Genomic DNA, 18,917 nt, shown 5'->3' with positions numbered 1-18,917 from the left:
ATCAAAAAACACAAAAAACACTCATTTCTATGAAAAGGTTAATAATGTAACCGCCTCATTCAATTTGTGATCATTATGGGTGTTATGGACAAAATTTTTGGCAGAAATAAAAAGAAACCGGTTCAACGGCTTGACTGGTCGCTTGAAGACGAAAGCCGCCGGCAAAAGGATTACATCGCCAGTTCCGAATATGTGATTCCGTCCGACAAAATCATGTCCGGCATGATTCGGGAGATGGAATCCGGTCATATCTTTTTTTCAACGAACATCTTTTTCCGCGTGGATTATATCGGCAAGGAAAATGAGTGGTATAAGAAACGGGACTATACGTTTGAGACACTCACTCTCCGGAAAAAGACGGAAGAGGAGCATCAGAAGAAATCAATTTTTCACCATGCGGACGACGCGGAAAAACCAAATCCGCCAGTTTATATTTTGGAAGGCGACGGCATTTTTATTAAAGAAAACAACTCCGGACTTATTTGCGAGACCGAGGAAACAAATTGCCATGTTTACGCGGAAATCACGTATGAAAACCGTCTGATTCACATCAAAGACTGCAAAGGGTTTGAACAAACGGACGATTGGTATGCTTTTATGTTGCTTTTCAAAATGATTGAATATTATTATAAACCGTCCGGCGACAGCATTACCATCAAAAAAGAAAATGAGAATATAAGTGAAAATAAAACAGGCGAAACGCCGATTCCAAATCAATCATATTTTTAAAATATATTATTTTTTGAATCATCATCATTTCTTATTTTTTACCAATTCACTGCTTCGGACAAGCGGAATCAGTTCGACGCCGATGCCTTTTAAAGACTCGGCAGCGCCTGATTCCCGGTCAACGATGGTAATCACGCGTTTGACGGTTGCGCCGTCTTCTTTAAGCGCTTCAATTGCCTTTTTAACGGAACCGCCGCTGGTCGTCACATCTTCCATCAAAATGATTTCCTTGGTCAAATCCAAATCGCCGACATAGCGGCTTTTTGTACCGTAGCCTTTCACTTCTTTTCGGATAATCAAGAGCGGGTATTCTGTTTCGAGAGAAACGGCCGTTGCGATCGGAACGCCGCCCAGCTCTACGCCGCCGATGATGACTTGATCGTTTTGAGTGGTTACCGTAATCGCTTCCACTATATTTCCAATGCATTTCGCAATGATTTTTAATGTTTTCGGGTCGGTGCTTGCTTTTTTAATGTCAATGTAAAAGTTGCTTTTTTGACCGGAGGCCAGCGTAAAATCGCCGAATTTAACAGCGTCGCATGCAATGAGCGCGTCCACAACAATTTGATTATCCATAATGATCAAAGAAATCGCCTGTTAAATGTTTTAATATTTTCAATAAAATGAGTTAATTTCAAAAAATGTAATTAATAGAGGCGTGCTCTATTAATTGGCAGATTCTAAATACTTATCTGTGATGGTAAGTAAGTTATTCATTTCACTTTCAAAAGACACTTTGTTCGAGCTTTCAACATAAATCTTAAAAACGGAATTGTTGTCGTTCACCTTATACGTTACACCATTTGCCGATCCGTTTAATGCTCTATTGTTCACATCCTGTTTTAAAGAACTGTTGGCATTTAAGAACATAAGTTCCAATTGATAAGTTCCGTTTGAAAAATTGCTCGTTCTTTGGTAAGACTGCTCATAACCGCTTCCTTCCGGGGCCTTTAACGCGGCGGCAAATTCAAAGTCTGTTACATTGTCCGCGTTAGACAAAAGGAAATCATATTCTGTCGATATATTTTTACCATCGACGGCATCCAAAGCGCGTTCGGCTAAATCGACATTATAGGAGGTTAATAAAATTGGGTTTCCCGGAGTCACGATTTGGGGAACTGAATTTGCAATAATCATCGTGTAATTATTGTAAACATCATATTGGTAGCCTGAGGAATTGTTTCCGAGAACAACAATGCTGACATTCTCTTTGCTTTCCATAGAGTAGTAAGAAACGATGCCGAGGGGGTAATAGGCGACCATCATTTTGGTCACGTTCGCACCCGGAAGAGAACTTGAGTTTAAGTTGCCTTCATTGAGAATCGCAACTTGTGACGCGCCGGACGGCAAATGCTTCACGCCGTCTTTTAAATTCGAATAGGTGAAATTGACGTCTTTTCCGGGAATTTCGGACATCGGAACCGTCACCGTTGTATTGCTACTCACGTTGGTCACGTTGGTCGCGTTCGGGTTGTCGGGATTATTATTCACCAAAAGGGCGACGGACGCTACGAAAAGGGAACCGATCATTAAAATAATGAAAAGAACCGCTCCGAACTTCATGATTTTGCTTTTACCTTCATCAGCCATGTATGACACCTGGGTTATTAAAATAACTTCCAATTTATAAAGTGTTGAACCAACACTTTTCTCCTATAAATAAATTCACAAAAAAATAATGACAAAAGGAAAAAAAGAAGAAAATAAAAAAGATTTTTCCATTATTTTCCGTTCAGAATTTTCAACGCTGTGTCAATATCGGCTCCTTCAACGGTCATTGCGTAAATCGCGTTGCACATTCGAATGGCTTCATCCAACGGTTTTTGGTGGATGTTGCGTCCGGTTGCGTTTCCACAGACGCCGCCGACATGGATTTGCTTGTAAAGTTCTTTTAAAAATGCGTCTGATGCCGCACTGGACCCGCCCGCGCAAACCACTTTTGTCCGGCCGGCTGCCGTGACGGCTTCCTGCAGCAAAACCGCCGCGTCCGTTCCGTCTTTGGATTTCGGGGAATTGACTTTGACGAAGTCGGAGTTAAGGCAAGCGCCGACGCCGGTGGCGCCCGCGATGAGATGGCTGTCTTTTTCGTCGGAAACGGCTTTTCCGCGCGGATAAATCCAAAGAACGGTGATGAGTCCGTAACGGTGGGCTTCATAAATAAGCTGCGCCGCTTCGGTGAGCATGTCGGCTTCGTATTCGCTGCCCAAATAAATGGTGTATCCGATTCCGAGAATGTCAAGGCCGCTGTTTTCTTTAAATTCAATGATTTGCTCCATGTCATAGAGCTGCCCGCTGTACGGATCGTCTTGTTCGGTTTTGACCAAGTGCGTTTTTGAATTCATTTTCACCAAGTAGGGCAATTCCGGATAATCCATACCGTAACGGGCGATGAGTCCGAGTTGGGTCGCAAAAACGCCAATCCGTGCGCCGGCCGCGATTTTAAACAGGTGTTCCGGATCGTTGTCGTCAGTCGGAATTCCTTTTCCGTAAAAATCGTCATTTAAGTGTTCGATTTTTTGGTCGCCCGCAAAAAGCATCAGGTTGCCGCTGTTTTGCGTGATTTTCAAATAATTTTGAATATAATCGTCTCGTGCGTCGCGGGGAACGTCTAAAGGAACAAGAACATTTCTTTCCGTAATTTTTGGCATAAAATCAACCTCTCATGAATTAAAAAGAAAATTGAGGAATGGAAATGTAATGGTAATGGTTGTATTAATATTGTCCGCTGATAAAAAGAAACAATGAACAGCAAATGAAAACGAGAGTAAAAATGAGATTGAACGCCGCCTACAGGGCTCGAACCTGTGACATTCTGGTTAACAGCCAGACACTCTACCATCTGAGTTAAGGCGGCCCGGATTATTTAATTTTCAAATCCTTTTTTATTTGACACGAATTTATATGAAAATTACTAACAGTTATAATTTCTACGATTTTAAAAAGGATCACATGGGTTTTGTTTTTTAAAAAATTCGTATTTGACGCCGCCTACAGGGCTCGAACCTGTGACATTCTGGTTAACAGCCAGACACTCTACCATCTGAGTTAAGGCGGCACATATTGAATCTATTCAGCGATTATTTTCCCCGAATTTTGAAAATAATTACTTGTAGTTATATCCAAGGATACAATATTTCCTATATATACTTTTTGAATGGGCCTGACAGGATTTGAACCAGTGACAACTCGGTTATGAGCCGAGCACTCTAACCGCTAAGTTACAGGCCCGAATGAAAGATGATTGAAACGAACTGAAATATGAAAATGGAATTGAAATAAAAATAACTTTTGATGGAACCGTCAAACAACAAACATGAAAAACGAAACAAAAGATCTAAAAAAGAATCAGACGCCGCCTACAGGGCTCGAACCTGTGACATTCTGGTTAACAGCCAGACACTCTACCATCTGAGTTAAGGCGGCATTTGAAATTACCGTGAGAAAGCGAATCTCTCTATATTACAATCATATTTAAACGTTTTGAGAGGGTGGGAAGAAACATAGAAATAACCAAAAGAACAATCCATGCTCACTTAAATAAAAAAATCATTCATCAAAATATCAATTGAGGAGATCAACATGGAAGATATTGCCGGTTTTGTCAACGGAAATAATATGAGAAGAAATGTTCTTGATGTTTTAAACAGCAAAGGCCCGATGGACGCCAAAAGAATCGCGAAAACGCTTCGGTGCATTCCGGTAACGATGGACAAAGTGATTTCGGAAATGGAAGATAACAAACTGATTGCAAACGCGGGCGGCAAATACGATTTGACGTCGGAAGGCAAAGCTGTTATCAATTTCATTCATTCCGTCTGATATTTTTCATTTTTTTTCTTTATTCTCTTTCTTCTTTTTTTCTTTTTTCGGCAGGCGGCGGCGCGCGCGTTACAGCAACACATTTTCATTTTAAGTCGCGGAAAAACCAAGGGCGTTTTTTGAAAAAAAGAAGTGGCAACGAACTTAAAAAAATCAAATGCTTTGCGTTTGATTTTCTCGGATTTCAATGAAATGATGTGGATACAGCAGCGACAGATGCAATCTGAAACTGAAAACCGCCGGTGCAATTTGAAGGTATTTGAAACGGGATTGGCTGCCTGTTTCATCTTATTTCTGCGGCAATCCGCCAAGTTCCGAACTTGCGGACAAATTCGATTAATGCCGGATGCGACGGTTTGTTCCGCACCGCGCCGGCACGCGCGTTACGGCAACAGGTTTTGAATTTTGTCAAAAACCGTTCCCGCATTTTTCAAGAAGCGAAAGAGAAACCATCCATTCGTCTTCGATTTCGCGTTTCGTTCCGATGACCAGCCGTTTTTTGTTCCCGATGACTTCCACCATTCCGCGCGCCCGGATTTTTTCGCCGGCAAGCGCTTGTCCGGCATACGTGTGCGTGTAACTGAAAATTTCCGATATTTCCGGATGATTTATTTCATAAACGGCCGGACTGTCAAACGCAAAATCCGCATTTGTCACAACGGCTTCGATTTCAATTTTTTCGGTATCGGTTCCCCGTTCAGGCGCTTTGCCGATTTGCTCGGGCGAACGGGCGAACAGCAAATCGAAATAAACGTTTTTGTCCGGCATGTGAATCATGCCGCGGTTGCCTTTTCGAATTTCATGAGCAAAGAAATCGTCAAAGGAGAGCGGCGATTTGCGTTTTTCATAAACGGTGCGCCACATGTCGTCGTCAAGCTCCGTTATCGGCGGTTCGCCCGTCTGATTTGTTTTTGATTTTTTCATTTGATTCAGCGCGGTTCTTGCGTTTTCCCAATCCGTCCCGTAAACCAGAAAATCAATGTCGGAATTGTCGTTGTCCAGTCCCGCCAGAATAGATCCGGAAATGCCCATCGACGAGACGGGAATGAATTTTTCCATCCGGCGAATGAGAAAAAGCGCCGCCGGATTTTGGATTTTCCCGGACAAAATGTCGACAACGGCGTCGTTGGGTTTTAAGATTTGTTTGATCTCGTCCCCGGGGACGACAATTACATCAAAAACCCATTCCGGATGCTGTTGTCTCACGATTTCAAACGATTCCTCAAAACCGGCTTTTCGGTAGCGGATATTCGTTTTCCGGAAAATCCGGTCGCCGGACGGGTCCGGAACGTAACGCAAAATTGAACGGATGCCCGCGGCCGGATGAAAATAATCGGGAACGGAAAATATAAAACCGTTTCGGGTGATGAAAAAGTCACGCAAAACCGGGTCAAATTGGACGGATTCGTTTGAAGTCATGACGCCCACTCGGCGTTTAAGTTTTTAAACATATGGGGCTGAAAATGATTGAGCATAATTGAAAATGATTGGGAATGAAAATCATTTCCAAACCGGCTGCCAGGTCACGCCGAATTTGTCGGTAACCCAAGCGACTTTTCGGAGATCCAAAACCGGTTCCGGTCCCATCATGACAGAGCCGCCGTCGGACAGTTTTCCAAAAAGGAAGTCGAATTCATCTTCCGTCGCGCAGTCGATGTAAAAAGACGTTGCCCAAGAAAACGGCACAGCATATTCTTTTTCCATATCCAATGCCATGAATGTCTGTCCCAAAATTTCAAAAACGCCATGCAGAACTTTTCCTTCTTCGCCGGGACCGTCCTTTGGAATGTAGACGATGGAAATGATTTTTCCGGAAAAAACGGAGACGTAAAAGTTCATGGCAACTTCCGCGTTGCCGGCAAAGGTGAGAAAGGGAGTAACTTTTTGATTTTTTGTCATGGTTTGGCCTCTGAATATGTGAATTAAAATATTAATCCTATAATATTTTTAAAGGATATAAACATTTTATGGAACCGTCCATGGATCCAACAAAAACCCGGAAAATACGGTTGCTAAATAAACACTTTTCATTTTTATGAATCAAAATAATAATGATTTATCATTTTGATTCATTTCTATTTTTATCTATTTTATTATCTATCTGTAATCTATTATATATTTTAAAAAATAAAAAATGATCCAAGGGACATTTTTTCGTTTTTTTCTCAAACAATATATTATATATATGTAATCTCTAAATTGTATCATTATTTATTACCAATTATTTGTTTGGCAAACAGAGAAATATAATGTTTTGCCGCGAACAAACGATCGTTTGTTTAACAGAAAGATGATAATATGAAACTAAAAAGCTCAAAACAGTTTATTTTACTCGCTTCTATTTTGGCGATTCTTTTCATTCTCTTGGCAGCGCCGGCAACGGCAGATTCAGCAAACGTTGACAGTGCCGACAACGCAAATTCAAACTTGACAACTTGGAACTTATCCGGAACAGAACCCCACGTCTTGACATTAGACGCCGACAATTGGACCGGCGGAACGATTACAATTCCGTTGAAAATCAACAACTTGACCATCCAAAGCGACAATGCAAATGTCCAATTGGCTGGAACAACAATTGTTGCCGCATCCGGACGCACAACGCCTCTTCAACTGACGATTAAAAACCTGAACCTTTCCGCGCCGACCGATGCACACGGCATCGACATCGACGGCGTCAGCGGCACAATACTTTATTTGGAAGGCAACAACACCATTACCGGAAGTTTGACGGGAATTCACGTTGGTTCCGGTAACTTTTTGACAATCACCGCCGACGGATCCGTTAAAGATTCAAATAATTTAACCGTTTACGGCGGTCCGAGCAGTGCCGGAATCGGTGGAAAATATAATTCTTCCGGCAACGGTGAGTCAAGCGGAAAAATTGTCATTAATGGTTTTGTTGTGATAGATGAAGTAAAGGGCGGCGGCGGCGACGGCGGCGGCGGTGCTGCAATCGGCGGCGGCTATGGCGGCGATGGAACTGTTACGCTATCAGATTCTGTAACAATTACAACGGCAACGGGCGGTATCGGCGGCGGCAATAGTAGCGGCGGTGCGGCAATCGGCGGCGGCGGCGGCGGAGCCGGAACCGTTACGTTATCAGACTCGGTAACAATTACAACGGCAACAGGCGGCGGCGGCGGCGAGTTCGGCGGCGGCGGTGCGGCAATCGGCGGCGGCGGCGGTGGTGACTATGGCGGCGATGGAACTGTTACGCTATCAGATTCTGTAACAATTACAACGGCAACGGGTGGCGGCGGCGGCAGCGGCGGCGGCGGTGCTGCAATCGGCGGCGGCGGCGGCGGCGACGGCTACGGCGGAGCCGGGGATGTTACGGTATCAGAATCGGTAACAATTACAACGGCAACGGGTGGCGGTGCTGTAATCGGCAGCGGCGGCGGCGGTGCTGCAATCGGCGGCGGCGGTGGCGGCTACGGCGGCTACGGCGGAGCCGGGGATGTTACGGTATCAGAATCGGTAACAATTACAACGGCAACGGGTGGCGGTGCTGCAATCGGCGGCGGCGGTGCTGCAATCGGCGGCGGCGGTGGCGGCTACTACGGCGGCGGAGCCGGAGCCGGAACCGTCACAATAAAAGGCGGAACCATTGTTGTAACGCCGGTCAGCGGCCATTACGCGATCGGCGGCGGACAAGGATCTACAAACGGCACTTCAACAATCGTCATTGACGGCGGAAGCATTCGAACAACGACGGGAACTTTGTTTGGTGCAAGCCCAACGAACAGCAATGGAAACACCGTCACCGAAAACATAACGACAATTACCGGTTCTAACGATAAAATGATTTATTTGGTCAATAACCAATTGACAACGCCGATTACTTTCGGTTCCCGAACGGACGCCGACGGAAAATTGTATTTGTACTCAAATTCAAGTTCTCCGGCAAAGATTGAAGTAATCAAACCGAACGATGCGGCTGTTTTTGCAGACAAAGACGCGACGATGTCCGTTCCGCAAAATGCTAAGTGGACGTATCAATGGTACAAATCAACTGACGGGACAAACTTTAGTTCGATTGCCGGCGAAACCGGCAATTCTTTGTCATTGACATCCGTCGGCACAACAGACAACGGTTCCAAATACCGTGTTGTCATCAACGAAGGCAAAACCGCCGGCGAAAAATCTTTGGAATATGCAACCGGAGCGGCGACATTAACGGTTTATCAACAGCCGGCTAACACAGCCGCTTTTGTCGGAAACGATGCTTCGTTTACCGTTGTTGCAACCGGAGAGACCGGCTTAACTTATCAATGGCAAAAAAATATCTCGGGAACTTGGACAGATGTGAGCGGAGCAAATTCAGCAACATACACCATTAATTCTGTTTCGGTTGCAAACGCCGGAAATTATCGGGTTGTTGTAACCGGTCCGGGAACGGACAATACGGCAACATCCGATGAAGTCACGTTGGTGGTTTTGTCAACACACCCGGCAAATACGACGGTTTTTGAAGGAAAAACGGCTTCCTTTTCCGTGACGACAACGCATGAAACCCTTCCGGTCGGACTTTCTTACCAATGGTATCACGAATCATCATCAATTTCCGGCGCAAATTCGTCAACATATTCCATCGATTCCATGAAAAGCACAGATTACGGAAATTATACGCTGATCGTGAAAAGAGGCGGAAGTAATGTTTCCACGTCATCTACGGCGCGTGTCTATGTTATGGAAAATCCGAAAAGCACGGTAGCATTTGAAGGAACAAACGCTTCGTTTTCAGTCCCCGGAATACTTCCGACCAATTTTTCATATCAATGGCAGAAAAACGATTCCGGATTTGCCGACATAACCAACGAAACTTCGGCAACATATGAAATAACCGGTGTGGCCCAAACAGATGCCGGCGAATACCGGGTGTTGATTATGAACGGTTCGACTGTTGTTTCAACATCGGATACGGTCACTTTGACAACGATTACAAACCCGGTCGATATGGCGGTTTTTGAAGGAAACCAGGTTTCATTTTCAGTCACCGGAATACTTCCGACCGGATTTTCATATCAGTGGCAGAAAACGGGACTTGGCGCTTTCAGGAATATCCCCGACAAAGACGGAGCCGAACTGATCATCTCCGCCGCCGACAAAACAAATGACACCGTACGACATCGATTGTTGATCAGAAAAGGCTACGATACGGTTTCAACATCCGACGCCGTTTGGCTGACAGTCGTCACCCATCCGTCCGACATCACAGAATTTGAAAACCGCGACATCACGTTTGCCGTTGCTCAAAATCCGGGGACAGGCGTTTCCGCAATCACTTTGGCTTACAAATGGTACAAATCTCCGAACACCAATCCGATTGCCGGCGCGACAACTCGTGAACTTGCGTTAACAAATATTACTCTTGCCGACAACGGTTCATATTACGCGAAAATCGACGGAATGACGGATTCGTCAGATTCGGCGGACTTGGTTGTTCTCGCACAGCCCGTCAACCAAACCGTTCAGGAACACCATCCGGCAACGTTTGCGGTGACGGATCGTTCGGGTCTGTCTTATCAATGGCTTGTTGACAAAAACGACACGAACGGATTTGTCGAGTTGACCGGCGAAACAAACGCGTCTCTGGACATTGACGCGCTTTTGAACATGAACGACTGGAAATACAAAGTCCAAGTTTCCGGAAACGGAATCGATGGGATGATTGAGTCCGACGAAGTTGTCCTGACGGTGACAAAAACACCGGCAAGCGGCGGTTACGGCGGGGACAACGTCAGAGTTGTGGATGGAAATCAAACCGGACAACAACAGCAACAGCCGCAAAACAGCACGAACGGAACCGAAAACAACGGAACGCAAACAAACGCAAACGGTGCCAACCAACCCGGAAACGGTTCTCAAAACGGCTCGGTTCAAAACGGATCCGGACAAACGTCCGGAGAAGGATTTGACAACGGAAACGAAACGCCGACGTGGATTTGGATTGTCGCGGGAATCATCGGCATTGCGATTGTCGGCGGAGCCGCGTATTGGTATTTCGTGATGAGGAAGAAATAATTTTGTTGAAAAGCACGTAAACGGTTTTGCCGGCGAGGTTTGAAAAAGCCTTTGCCGGCTTTTTTTATTGAAAACGACAAAATGTCCATCTTTTAACGTTTCTCAAAACGCCGCCTTTAAAATGGAGCGGATTTTTTATATCTTTCTTATACTTTCATCAGTCCATTATCAAAATCATTGAAATAAATGATATTAAAATTGGTAACCAATCAAATGTTACAGGATAATTTGGATGACAAAATTCAGTTCAATGAAAACATTATCATTTCTACTTTTATTTGCGATGGCAATCCAAATCTTTTTCATTCCGTTGACAGCAGCTGTTCCAAGTCCCATAACCGGTCAGCCGCAGAACCAAGCCGTCTTTGAAACAGAAAATGCTTCATTTACAGTGACCTTTTCCGGTATCGTTTCACTGTATCAGTGGCAAGTGCGTCATAATGGCGGAGATTTTGTCAGTGTATCCGACGGCTGCGGCGGAAACACGGGAATGTATGAAATTAAAACGACGGCCGATATGAATGGATGGGAATACAAAGTCGCCATCGATGATGATAACGGACGTACCCATCACTCCTCTTCAGCGGCTTTAATCGTTTTTTCAAATCCTTCCGACAAAAATATTTCGGAACATGAAAGCGCAACCTTCGAAGTCACGGAAAACAGCAGCTATGACTATGCGTGGCTTGAGGACCGTGGAGATGGCTCCGGATTTCTCCCCCTCTTAGGCAGCAGCGGCTATCAATTTTCTATTCCCGACGCGACATCAGATATGAACGGTTACAAATATAAAGTTCAAATATCCGGTCCGGGAATCAACGACTATATCGAGTCTGGCGCGGCAACGTTGACTGTTAACAACGGTCCTGTCAACAAAATCAGTTCAAGCGGCGGGTACGGAACTGAAAATGTAAAAATAATTGACAAACGCGTAACATCGGCCCCATTGACTCAAAATACAAACCCGGCTCCTTCGAATAATAAATCCGAAGAAATGAATCCAAACCAAAATGAACAACCCGTTGTTTCAAATGAACCGGTTGAAAAAGAATCTCAAAGCGCACTCCGAACGATTGTTGCCGTCATTTTTTTCGTATTGATTGCGGGCGTTTTGATTGTCATTGCGATGAACATGTTCAAGAAAAAGTAATCTGGAATCTAGAACAAGTATCAAGTTGGATTCAAAAAATTGAATCCGATTTTCTTTTTTCCTTTTTTGTTTGACATTCGGTGGGCTTTTTTTAAACCATCGCACAGGTATACAAATTTGTCCGTCTGCTTTTTTGAAACAACAAATTATTCTTAAAATCGGAATCGTCCGTGATGTAATTAAAGCAACATCCCGGCCGACATCTTGAATGGACGGCAAAAAAATCCATTGGGTCATACAGATGTGTTTCAAAGCCGGAAACAAACGCTTCGATATCTTCTTTGGTGACAGAATCATCTTCGATGGAATAGGATTGAGTGATTTGGCGGAGGATCAAATCAAGTTTTTGTTTTAATTTATGCCGCTCATATCTATTTTTACGATAATTTTTCAAGCTGACCTTCGAATTTTGTGTTTGACAATAACCCTTAAATTCCTTTTTTTCAACAACATGCAGCACTTCCTGCAAGTTTAAAGTCGAAATCCGTAAAACATTCCCATTTTTTTGAAGATATTTGATAAAATCCATGTATATCTTTCGTTTTTCTGTGTCTTGATTATATTCCTTGTCCAAATAAATAAACAAGATAACATTGGCATCAACAAAATAGACATCTTTCGGGTCGATATCCGATAAATCAGAAATAGAAATGATCATTAAATCCACCCCATTTCTTCATTAACCTTCCGACAAGCTTTATTCCATGCTTTTCGCTTTTTCAGCGACAAACTAAAATATTCGACGGAATTTTCATAAGCCAGCCGGTAAGCGCCCATTCCAACTTCCGGTAAATTCTCAACAAAAATCCGCGCGTCAAATTCCGCAACCGGCATTTGATCCAAGCGGTCCATAAACACCCGGTTAAAGAAATACGTCGTAAAAGAACCAAGCCCGGAAAAATCAACGGTTACTCTGTCGTATTCGTCCAATGCGCGGTCAATTTCCGCTTTTAAAATGTCGACGTCGCATCCGCCAAAACACATCTAAATGAAGTCTTTCGCTTTGATTGTAACGGCTTGCTGACGGTTTTTAATTTTTAACGGTTTCTTCTTTTTTGCAGCCGCTTCTCTTTCTTTTTTTACAGGATTTACAGATTTCATTTTCGCCATTTTCATATCTCACTTTCTGATTAAACCGGAAAATACGCAGCTGTATATAACCTTTATGAAATTTTCAAAAAGAGAATATATAAATAGAAATTCAATGAAAATCAACAATTCAAAATCAATCGACGCTTATATTTTGTTCAATATAATTCAATTTTATTCAATCTCATTCTATTGTTTTCCGAAGTTTCTAATTATCTTTTTAAATCAGAAACACATTTCAGGAAAACAAATTGAAATTAAGATTTACATTAAATTTTCAAAAATGGATCAAAAATGTCGGAAATATATCAGCAATTAGAGGCGCGTGCCAAGCTTTGCGCCGCCGAAATCCAAAAGCGCGGACAAGTGCACTTGGTCTCTCACATCGACGCGGACGGCATCACATCCGCCGGAATCATGGGAAAATGTTTCGAGCGCGCTAAAATTCCGTATACTCACGAATTTGTCAAAAAATTGGATGAGCGCGTCATGACCCGGCTGCTGTCGGAAAATCATCCGCTATTGGTTTTTACCGACCTTGGCAGCTCCCTGATTGATTTTATGGTAGACAACAACATGAACGCGGTTATTGCCGACCACCACCATCCGAACGGCCGGGAGGAAAACATTTCCAAGGATTCCGCCGCGTTTCCGTACCACATCAACCCGCACCTCTTTGGCGCAAACGGCGGTTTTGAAATCAGCGGTTCCGGCGTTTCTTATATTTTGGCGTGCGCTCTCGGCGACAACGCCGACTTAGCGGACCTCGCGATTGTCGGCGCCATCGGCGACATGCAAAACCGAAAATACGGGAAATTGGTCGGGCTTAATAAAGAAATTCTGGAACGCGGCGTTTCAGCCGGCGTATTAAGTTACGGTCCTGATTTGGCGCTTTTTGGAAAGCAAACGCGTCCCATTTACCGGATTTTACAATATTCGTCGGAACCGTATTTGCCGGGACTCACCGGTGACGAAGAGGCCTGCATCCGTTTTCTTCAAAACACCGGAATCGGGTACAGCCAATTAGACGGCGCCAAATTTTGGATCGAACTTGATTTTGAAGAACGCAAAAAAATCATCACCGCTCTCATCAAATATTGCAGCGACCGGGGACTTTCTTCTTCCCGCGCGGGGGAAATCGTCCGGGAATGTTACATCCTTCTGTCTGAAAAAGAAGGAACGGAGATGCGGGACGCTTCCGAATTCTCGACGCTTCTGAACGCCACCGGCCGGTATGACCGGGCGGAAACCGGCGTTGCGGTTTGTATGGGCGACCGAGACGTTGCGCTTTCCGAAGCCGGAAACCTGTTGATCGAACACCGGAAAAATCTCGTGAACGGGCTGAACTATGTCCGGGAAAATGGGATTTGTCAACTTGAAAATATCCAATATTTCTATTCCGGATCCGAAATCAAAGAAACCATCGTCGGGATCATTGCCGGCATGTCGTCGTCGATTGAAGGCGTGGATCGGGGTAAACCCATCATCGGGCTTGCCGATTCCGAAGACGGGATTAAAATATCCTCCCGGGGAACACAGGACTTGATCCGTCGGGGAATGAACTTATCAAAAGCGATGTCGGACGTGACGGAAATGGTCGGCGGAACCGGCGGCGGTCACGATATTGCAGCCGGCGGAACCATTCCACCCGAAAAAGTGGATGAATTTATCGCGCGGTTGGATATTTACATCGGAAACCAGTTGAGCGGGAAAAATAAGTGTTAAAAAACAAAAAAAGGAATTTATTTTGCCAATTGGTAGGCATCATAAATATTCCAGGCCCAAATCAAAAAGATGAAGAGACTTAATAACGCTCCCAGAATTAATGTCACCCAAAGCACTGCTGCAGCGGCGCCAAGAATTAACAATCCGACAAAGATAATTGCGCCGCGAAGGAAATGACCGTCATAGAATTGCCCGAGACCGGGGATGAAAAATGAAAAAATTGCTGCTAACAGAGGGCTTGCCATAAAAGCCACTACTCGTTTGAACTATAATAGGTTTTGCAGAATATTGTTTTTATTAAATTTTTATTATATTAGAATTTTATGAACTTATTTCTATCAGAATAGATATTATCGGATAGATATTATGAGAATATATTTATCTATCCTATCACAACGGATTACCATTTTATGATTTCATTTATTCCCGGAGGTGTCAACATCGGCTCTTTTATTCCGACCGGCTGTCCGCCGATTGATAATTTGTTGGGTGGCGGCATTGAATGCGGCATTGTCACGCAAGTGTACGGGGAGCCCGGCTCCGGAAAAACCAATTTATGCCTCCAGGCGGCGGTCGAATGTTCCAAATCCGGAAAAAAAGTCATTTACATTGATACGGAAGGACTGTCTCTGGACCGTTTCTCTCAAATCGCCGGCAGCCGCTCTAAAGAAATCGCGCAAAACATTTTGATTTACGAGCCGATGAGTTTTGATGAACAGTATACGGCGATTTATGAAATTGAAAAGATTCTCGGGGAAAATGTCGGGCTGATTGTTGTCGATTCGGCAACGTCGTTTTACCGGTATGAACTGGATGATGACAGTTCAAGCATCCAAAGCCGGCGCGAGCTGTCCAATCAAATCGGATTTTTACAAGGAATGGCTCGAAAATCAGGGGTGTCCGTGCTGATTACAAACCAGGTTTTCAGCGATGTGGGCGCTCATCCCGAATTCAGCCGCAATTCCGGCCGGAACGGATATGCCGGTAACGCCGTCCGTCCGCTCGGCGGAAAAGCTATCGAACATATTTCCAAAACCATCATTCAGCTGGAGCGGACCGGCGCCGGAACCCGGGCCGCCAAAATCGTCAAGCACCGGTGCCGGCCGGAAGGCGAAAAATGTGAATTTAAGATCACATCCGACGGTTTAAGATAAGATCAAAAAAATCAATTTATTCATCATTTTTATTTGTATATTTATTTTTTAATTCATTCGACAGGTGATTTTTTGAAACAAGATAAAAATATGCCGGCCGGTGCCAAAATGAGCCGGACAATTGACTGGGATGATTCCGATTCGTCCATCTTAATGGTCGATCAAACGCTCCTTCCGGGAGAATACAAAATCATTAAATGCAAAACGATTGCCGATGTTTGCGAAGCCATTTTAAACTTAAGAATCCGGGGCGCGCCGGCGCTTGGTGTTTGCGGGGCGTTTGCGGTCGCGCTTTCGGCAACGCTCAGCAGCGCAAAGACGGTTGAAGGCCTTCTCAAAGACATGACCGTCGCCGGAGAAACGATTAAAAAAACACGGCCGACGGCGATTAATTTATCGTGGGGCGTCGATCGCGTTCTTTCGATTGCGGAAGAAGAAGGCTATGATCCGAAATTGGTGCGTGACATCGCGCTGCACGAAGCCAAAAAGATGGCGGACGAAGATGTTGAGCTGAACAAAAAGATCGGAAAACATGGCGCGAAGCTGCTCAAAGACGGCGATGTTGTTCTCACCCATTGCAACGCCGGAAAAATGGCTTGCGTCGATTGGGGAACAGCGCTTGGTGTCATCCGCTCAGCCGTTTCCGACGGCAAAAAAATCACCGTTGTCGCCTGCGAAACCCGCCCGCTCAATCAGGGAAGCCGCATCACCTGCTGGGAACTTCTGGAAGATAAAATTCCGGTCCATCTGATCACCGATTCCGCCGCCGGTTTTTTCATGGCCAACGGGTCCGTTACAAAAGTGATTGTCGGCGCCGACCGGATTACTCAAGGGGCGGTCTTTAACAAAATCGGAACCTATTCGCTTTCCGTCCTCGCCAAAGAACACGATATTCCGTTTTATGTCGCGGCGCCCGTTTCGACATTTGACCCGGCCGGTTTTGATGAAGCCGTTCCGATTGAAATGCGGCCGGAAGATGAAATCCGCTACATCGGGAAAGCCAAAGAATTAAATGCACCTGTCGGTGTTTCCATCAAAAATCCGGCGTTTGACATGACGCCGATGGAAAACGTATCGGCGTTGATTACCGAAAAAGGCGTTTTCTGCCCGCCGATTTTAATCGACGAAATCATCATTGATTAACCGGTTTACGGTTCCAATTAAATCTTTAAGAAATGGTTGAGCGGGTACTTATGACAGAAAAAGATGAACGGCCCCAAAAAATCCTCTACATTGACATGGACAATGTTCTTGTCGATCTCGAATCCGCGATAGAGCAATTGGATGAAGAAACGCGCCGGCAAAGAAAAGGCGATAAAAAAGCCGGAATCCCGTCCACTTATGACGAAATTCCGGGCATATTCTTATTGCCAAAGCCAATGCCCGGCGCCGTTGAAAGTTTTGGCGAGCTGTGCCGTCATTTTGATGTTTACATCTTATCAACCGCTCCGTGGGAAAACGAAACCGCCTGGTCGGACAAACTTCTTTGGGTTAAAAAATGGCTGAATGAGGGCGCTTACAAGCGGTTGATTTTGACGCATCACAAAAACTTAAACAAAGGCGATTTTTTGGTGGACGACCGAAGCAAAAACGGCGCGTCCGAGTTTGAAGGCGAATGGATCCAGTTCGGGTCGGAAAAGTTTCCGGATTGGGCAATTATTCGAGAATATTTGCTGGAACGGAAATAACACAAAACAAATCAAAATCAATCATAAAGCAACTTCCTCAACTCCAACCGGCAAAATGATAAATTTCACAAAGTTTATATTGAATCCGCGGAATATTTTGTCTAAATGTTTATATAAGAACAGACTGTATGAAGTAACTCTATTCCAATTTTATTGACTTTAAATTTATGATTCAGGAACGGTAATTATGGCAAAAAATAAAGGAAACGGTCTTCAGTCCTCCGCCGGACTCATGAGATACTACGACGCGGACAAAAAATCAATTACAATCAAGCCGCAATATGTCTTAATCGCGGGTATTGTCATTGCGCTCATTGTTTTAGCGATTTCTTATTTCTACGGCACCTGGCCGCTTAAATAAACGGATAAAGTTTATCCGTTTTTCTTTTTGTTTTGTTTTTTACTTCTTTTTCTTTTGTCTCTTATTTTTTAAATTTTTATTCTTTCGTCTTGTATTGCTGTGGCCGCATATTTATTTTAAGCAATTCATGAACTTATTATTTAAATATAATTAAATCACTTAGCATAATGGAGTTGATTTCATGGACGAAATCAAAATGAATCAAATTTTATCTAATTCAAGAAAAATCATGGAAATTGAAGGATTTGCTATTTCCAAAGAACAAGAAATGCAAGGCCGAAAAATATTGACCGGAGAATTAAACATCAACGATTACATTAAATTATGTAAGAAAAAGGCCGAAGGATATGCATCTGAATGAAATATTGTGCCTTTCAAGATGATCCATATTGTTATCATATAAACATAAAGTAGCAAAAATGGATCGGAAAATCTCTTTTTCATGTTATGACTCAAAACTCCAAAAAAAATCAATAAAAAAAGCCGCCGGTTTTTCAACCGGCGGCGATTCAATTATTTTATTCGAATCATGTCCGAATTATTTTCAAATTCATTTATTCATTTTAAAGATTAAGCGCCTTCAATGACGGTTGTCTTTTTGATGAATTTCTTTGCCTTATAGAGTTTGTAAGACACGAACGCGTCCGTAATTCCGGCAAAGAGGAAGGAGAATCCGACCCAGTAGACGAAGGTCAAGACAGCCAACTGGAAGTTGAAGATGATGATGATGCCAAGCAGGATGACCAAGATACCGCCGAGGCAAACCCAAATCCAGCCGCCTTGTTTGGTGTCTTTCATGTCAATGGCTGTTCCGATCATGCTGATACCTTCAATCAAAATCCAAATCGCCAGAATGTACGGCAAAATGATTTCGGTGATGTGGGGGTTAAAGATTAAAATCAAACCGATGAGGAGCGTCAAAAGACCGAGGACACAGCCCCAAACCCAGCTTCCGAAAATGTTTCGGGTGGTGAACGCAAATGCGATTTCAAGAACACCGATAACAACCAAAAGAACGCTGATCACAATATCAATGGTTAAGAATGAAATTGTGTAGGATTCAAACGGGTAAAATAAGAAGATAAAACCCGCGACAATAAAGAGTAAAGCTTCCAAAAGCACAATCCACCAGTGTCTGACGGTGGTTGTAACTTCCTCAACAAGTGTTTCCATGT

20 protein-coding genes and 4 tRNA genes are annotated in these 18,917 nt (G+C 43.9%); 10 read left to right on the top strand and 14 right to left on the bottom strand.

All coding sequences use genetic code 11. From position 1 onward, the window contains the following. The first annotated feature begins 84 nt into the window (after window positions 1–84). A complete protein-coding gene (locus MsAc7_RS02735) occupies window positions 85–729 on the top strand; it encodes a hypothetical protein (RefSeq protein WP_338103066.1) in 645 nt (214 codons plus the stop codon). A gap of 24 nt (window positions 730–753) precedes the next feature. Here MsAc7_RS02735 and pyrE read toward each other — a convergent pair whose 3' ends face one another. From pyrE to MsAc7_RS02700, 7 genes are all read right to left on the bottom strand, one after another. Continuing rightward, window positions 754–1,305, bottom strand: coding sequence for an orotate phosphoribosyltransferase (gene pyrE, locus MsAc7_RS02730; protein WP_338103454.1), 552 nt, complete (start codon window positions 1,303–1,305; stop codon window positions 754–756). A 90-nt stretch (window positions 1,306–1,395) separates the two neighbouring features. Further along, entirely contained in the window at window positions 1,396–2,319 is a 924-nt protein-coding gene (locus tag MsAc7_RS02725; protein WP_338103065.1) for a hypothetical protein, read from the bottom strand. Between the two features lie 131 nt (window positions 2,320–2,450). After that, the gene (locus tag MsAc7_RS02720) at window positions 2,451–3,377 is read right to left on the bottom strand and encodes a beta/alpha barrel domain-containing protein (RefSeq protein ID WP_338103064.1); all 927 of its coding nucleotides are present in this window, start codon (window positions 3,375–3,377) and stop codon (window positions 2,451–2,453) included. A 133-nt stretch (window positions 3,378–3,510) separates the two neighbouring features. Further along, window positions 3,511–3,583 (bottom strand) — tRNA-Asn (locus MsAc7_RS02715). 128 nt (window positions 3,584–3,711) lie between these two features. After that, window positions 3,712–3,784, bottom strand: a tRNA-Asn gene (locus MsAc7_RS02710). Between the two features lie 100 nt (window positions 3,785–3,884). Further along, window positions 3,885–3,957, bottom strand: a tRNA-Ile gene (locus tag MsAc7_RS02705). Window positions 3,958–4,079: 122 nt separating this feature from the next. After that, window positions 4,080–4,152, bottom strand: a tRNA-Asn gene (locus MsAc7_RS02700). Between the two features lie 156 nt (window positions 4,153–4,308). Here MsAc7_RS02700 and MsAc7_RS02695 point away from each other — a divergent pair. Beyond that, window positions 4,309–4,548, top strand: a complete 240-nt coding sequence (locus tag MsAc7_RS02695; protein WP_338103063.1) for a transcriptional regulator — start codon at window positions 4,309–4,311, stop codon at window positions 4,546–4,548. Between the two features lie 408 nt (window positions 4,549–4,956). On the opposite strand, the gene MsAc7_RS02690 is transcribed toward MsAc7_RS02695, so the two are convergent. Both MsAc7_RS02690 and MsAc7_RS02685 read right to left on the bottom strand, forming a co-directional pair. Then, the gene (locus MsAc7_RS02690) at window positions 4,957–5,967 is read right to left on the bottom strand and encodes a DNA polymerase subunit beta (protein WP_338103062.1); all 1,011 of its coding nucleotides are present in this window, start codon (window positions 5,965–5,967) and stop codon (window positions 4,957–4,959) included. 81 nt (window positions 5,968–6,048) lie between these two features. Continuing rightward, window positions 6,049–6,447 carry a VOC family protein gene (locus MsAc7_RS02685; protein WP_338103061.1) on the bottom strand — a complete coding sequence of 133 codons (399 nt, stop codon included), beginning with the start codon at window positions 6,445–6,447 and terminating at the stop codon, window positions 6,049–6,051. 399 nt (window positions 6,448–6,846) lie between these two features. On the opposite strand from MsAc7_RS02685, the gene MsAc7_RS02680 reads away from it, so the two are divergent. Together MsAc7_RS02680 and MsAc7_RS02675 are read left to right on the top strand one after the other, a co-directional pair. After that, window positions 6,847–10,575 (top strand): beta strand repeat-containing protein, encoded by a 3,729-nt coding sequence (locus MsAc7_RS02680; protein ID WP_338103060.1) that lies wholly within the window; start codon window positions 6,847–6,849, stop codon window positions 10,573–10,575. A gap of 283 nt (window positions 10,576–10,858) precedes the next feature. Continuing rightward, a complete protein-coding gene (locus MsAc7_RS02675; RefSeq protein WP_338103059.1) occupies window positions 10,859–11,725 on the top strand; it encodes a hypothetical protein in 867 nt (288 codons plus the stop codon). Window positions 11,726–11,816: 91 nt separating this feature from the next. Here the strand turns inward: MsAc7_RS02675 and MsAc7_RS02670 are convergent, their stop codons facing one another. Genes MsAc7_RS02670 through MsAc7_RS02660 form a run of 3 tightly spaced genes read right to left on the bottom strand, consistent with a single transcriptional unit; the run spans window position 11,817 to window position 12,835 of the window. Beyond that, window positions 11,817–12,383 carry a hypothetical protein gene (locus tag MsAc7_RS02670; protein ID WP_338103058.1) on the bottom strand — a complete coding sequence of 189 codons (567 nt, stop codon included), beginning with the start codon at window positions 12,381–12,383 and terminating at the stop codon, window positions 11,817–11,819. Next, entirely contained in the window at window positions 12,383–12,709 is a 327-nt protein-coding gene (locus MsAc7_RS02665) for an STAS-like domain-containing protein (protein WP_338103057.1), read from the bottom strand. Before MsAc7_RS02665 ends, MsAc7_RS02670 begins: the two co-directional genes overlap by 1 nt. Continuing rightward, on the bottom strand, window positions 12,710–12,835 hold the full coding sequence (locus MsAc7_RS02660) for a hypothetical protein (protein ID WP_338103056.1): 126 nt from the start codon (window positions 12,833–12,835) through the stop codon (window positions 12,710–12,712). It lies immediately after the preceding gene. 273 nt (window positions 12,836–13,108) lie between these two features. Here MsAc7_RS02660 and MsAc7_RS02655 point away from each other — a divergent pair, with 273 nt between their 5' ends. Continuing rightward, window positions 13,109–14,539 (top strand): RecJ family nuclease, encoded by a 1,431-nt coding sequence (locus MsAc7_RS02655; RefSeq protein ID WP_338103055.1) that lies wholly within the window; start codon window positions 13,109–13,111, stop codon window positions 14,537–14,539. A 17-nt stretch (window positions 14,540–14,556) separates the two neighbouring features. Here the strand turns inward: MsAc7_RS02655 and MsAc7_RS02650 are convergent, their stop codons facing one another. Continuing rightward, window positions 14,557–14,784, bottom strand: coding sequence for a hypothetical protein (locus MsAc7_RS02650; RefSeq protein ID WP_338103054.1), 228 nt, complete (start codon window positions 14,782–14,784; stop codon window positions 14,557–14,559). Window positions 14,785–14,949: 165 nt separating this feature from the next. Between MsAc7_RS02650 and radB the strand changes: the two genes are divergently transcribed. From radB to MsAc7_RS02625, 5 genes are all read left to right on the top strand, one after another. Then, window positions 14,950–15,693 carry a DNA repair and recombination protein RadB gene (gene radB, locus MsAc7_RS02645; protein ID WP_338103053.1) on the top strand — a complete coding sequence of 248 codons (744 nt, stop codon included), beginning with the start codon at window positions 14,950–14,952 and terminating at the stop codon, window positions 15,691–15,693. A gap of 90 nt (window positions 15,694–15,783) precedes the next feature. Beyond that, window positions 15,784–16,836, top strand: coding sequence for an S-methyl-5-thioribose-1-phosphate isomerase (locus MsAc7_RS02640; protein WP_338103453.1), 1,053 nt, complete (start codon window positions 15,784–15,786; stop codon window positions 16,834–16,836). A gap of 50 nt (window positions 16,837–16,886) precedes the next feature. Beyond that, entirely contained in the window at window positions 16,887–17,381 is a 495-nt protein-coding gene (locus MsAc7_RS02635; RefSeq protein ID WP_338103052.1) for a 5' nucleotidase, NT5C type, read from the top strand. Between the two features lie 187 nt (window positions 17,382–17,568). Next, window positions 17,569–17,742: a preprotein translocase subunit Sec61beta gene (locus MsAc7_RS02630; protein WP_338103051.1), complete on the top strand. Its 174-nt coding sequence runs from the start codon at window positions 17,569–17,571 to the stop codon at window positions 17,740–17,742. Window positions 17,743–17,923: 181 nt separating this feature from the next. Next, complete coding sequence (locus tag MsAc7_RS02625) at window positions 17,924–18,103, top strand: hypothetical protein (RefSeq protein ID WP_338103050.1); 180 nt, start codon at window positions 17,924–17,926, stop codon at window positions 18,101–18,103. Window positions 18,104–18,312: 209 nt separating this feature from the next. Here MsAc7_RS02625 and MsAc7_RS02620 read toward each other — a convergent pair whose 3' ends face one another. Next, the gene (locus tag MsAc7_RS02620; RefSeq protein ID WP_338103049.1) at window positions 18,313–18,915 is read right to left on the bottom strand and encodes an HdeD family acid-resistance protein; all 603 of its coding nucleotides are present in this window, start codon (window positions 18,913–18,915) and stop codon (window positions 18,313–18,315) included. Window positions 18,916–18,917: the final 2 nt, after the last annotated feature.

Origin of the sequence: Methanolapillus millepedarum (genome assembly GCF_032594115.1) — an archaeon.
Lineage (GTDB): Archaea > Halobacteriota > Methanosarcinia > Methanosarcinales > Methanosarcinaceae > Methanolapillus > Methanolapillus millepedarum.
The sequence above is the reverse complement of the archived record's forward strand: the minus strand, read 5'-3'. Positions and strand labels throughout refer to the sequence as shown.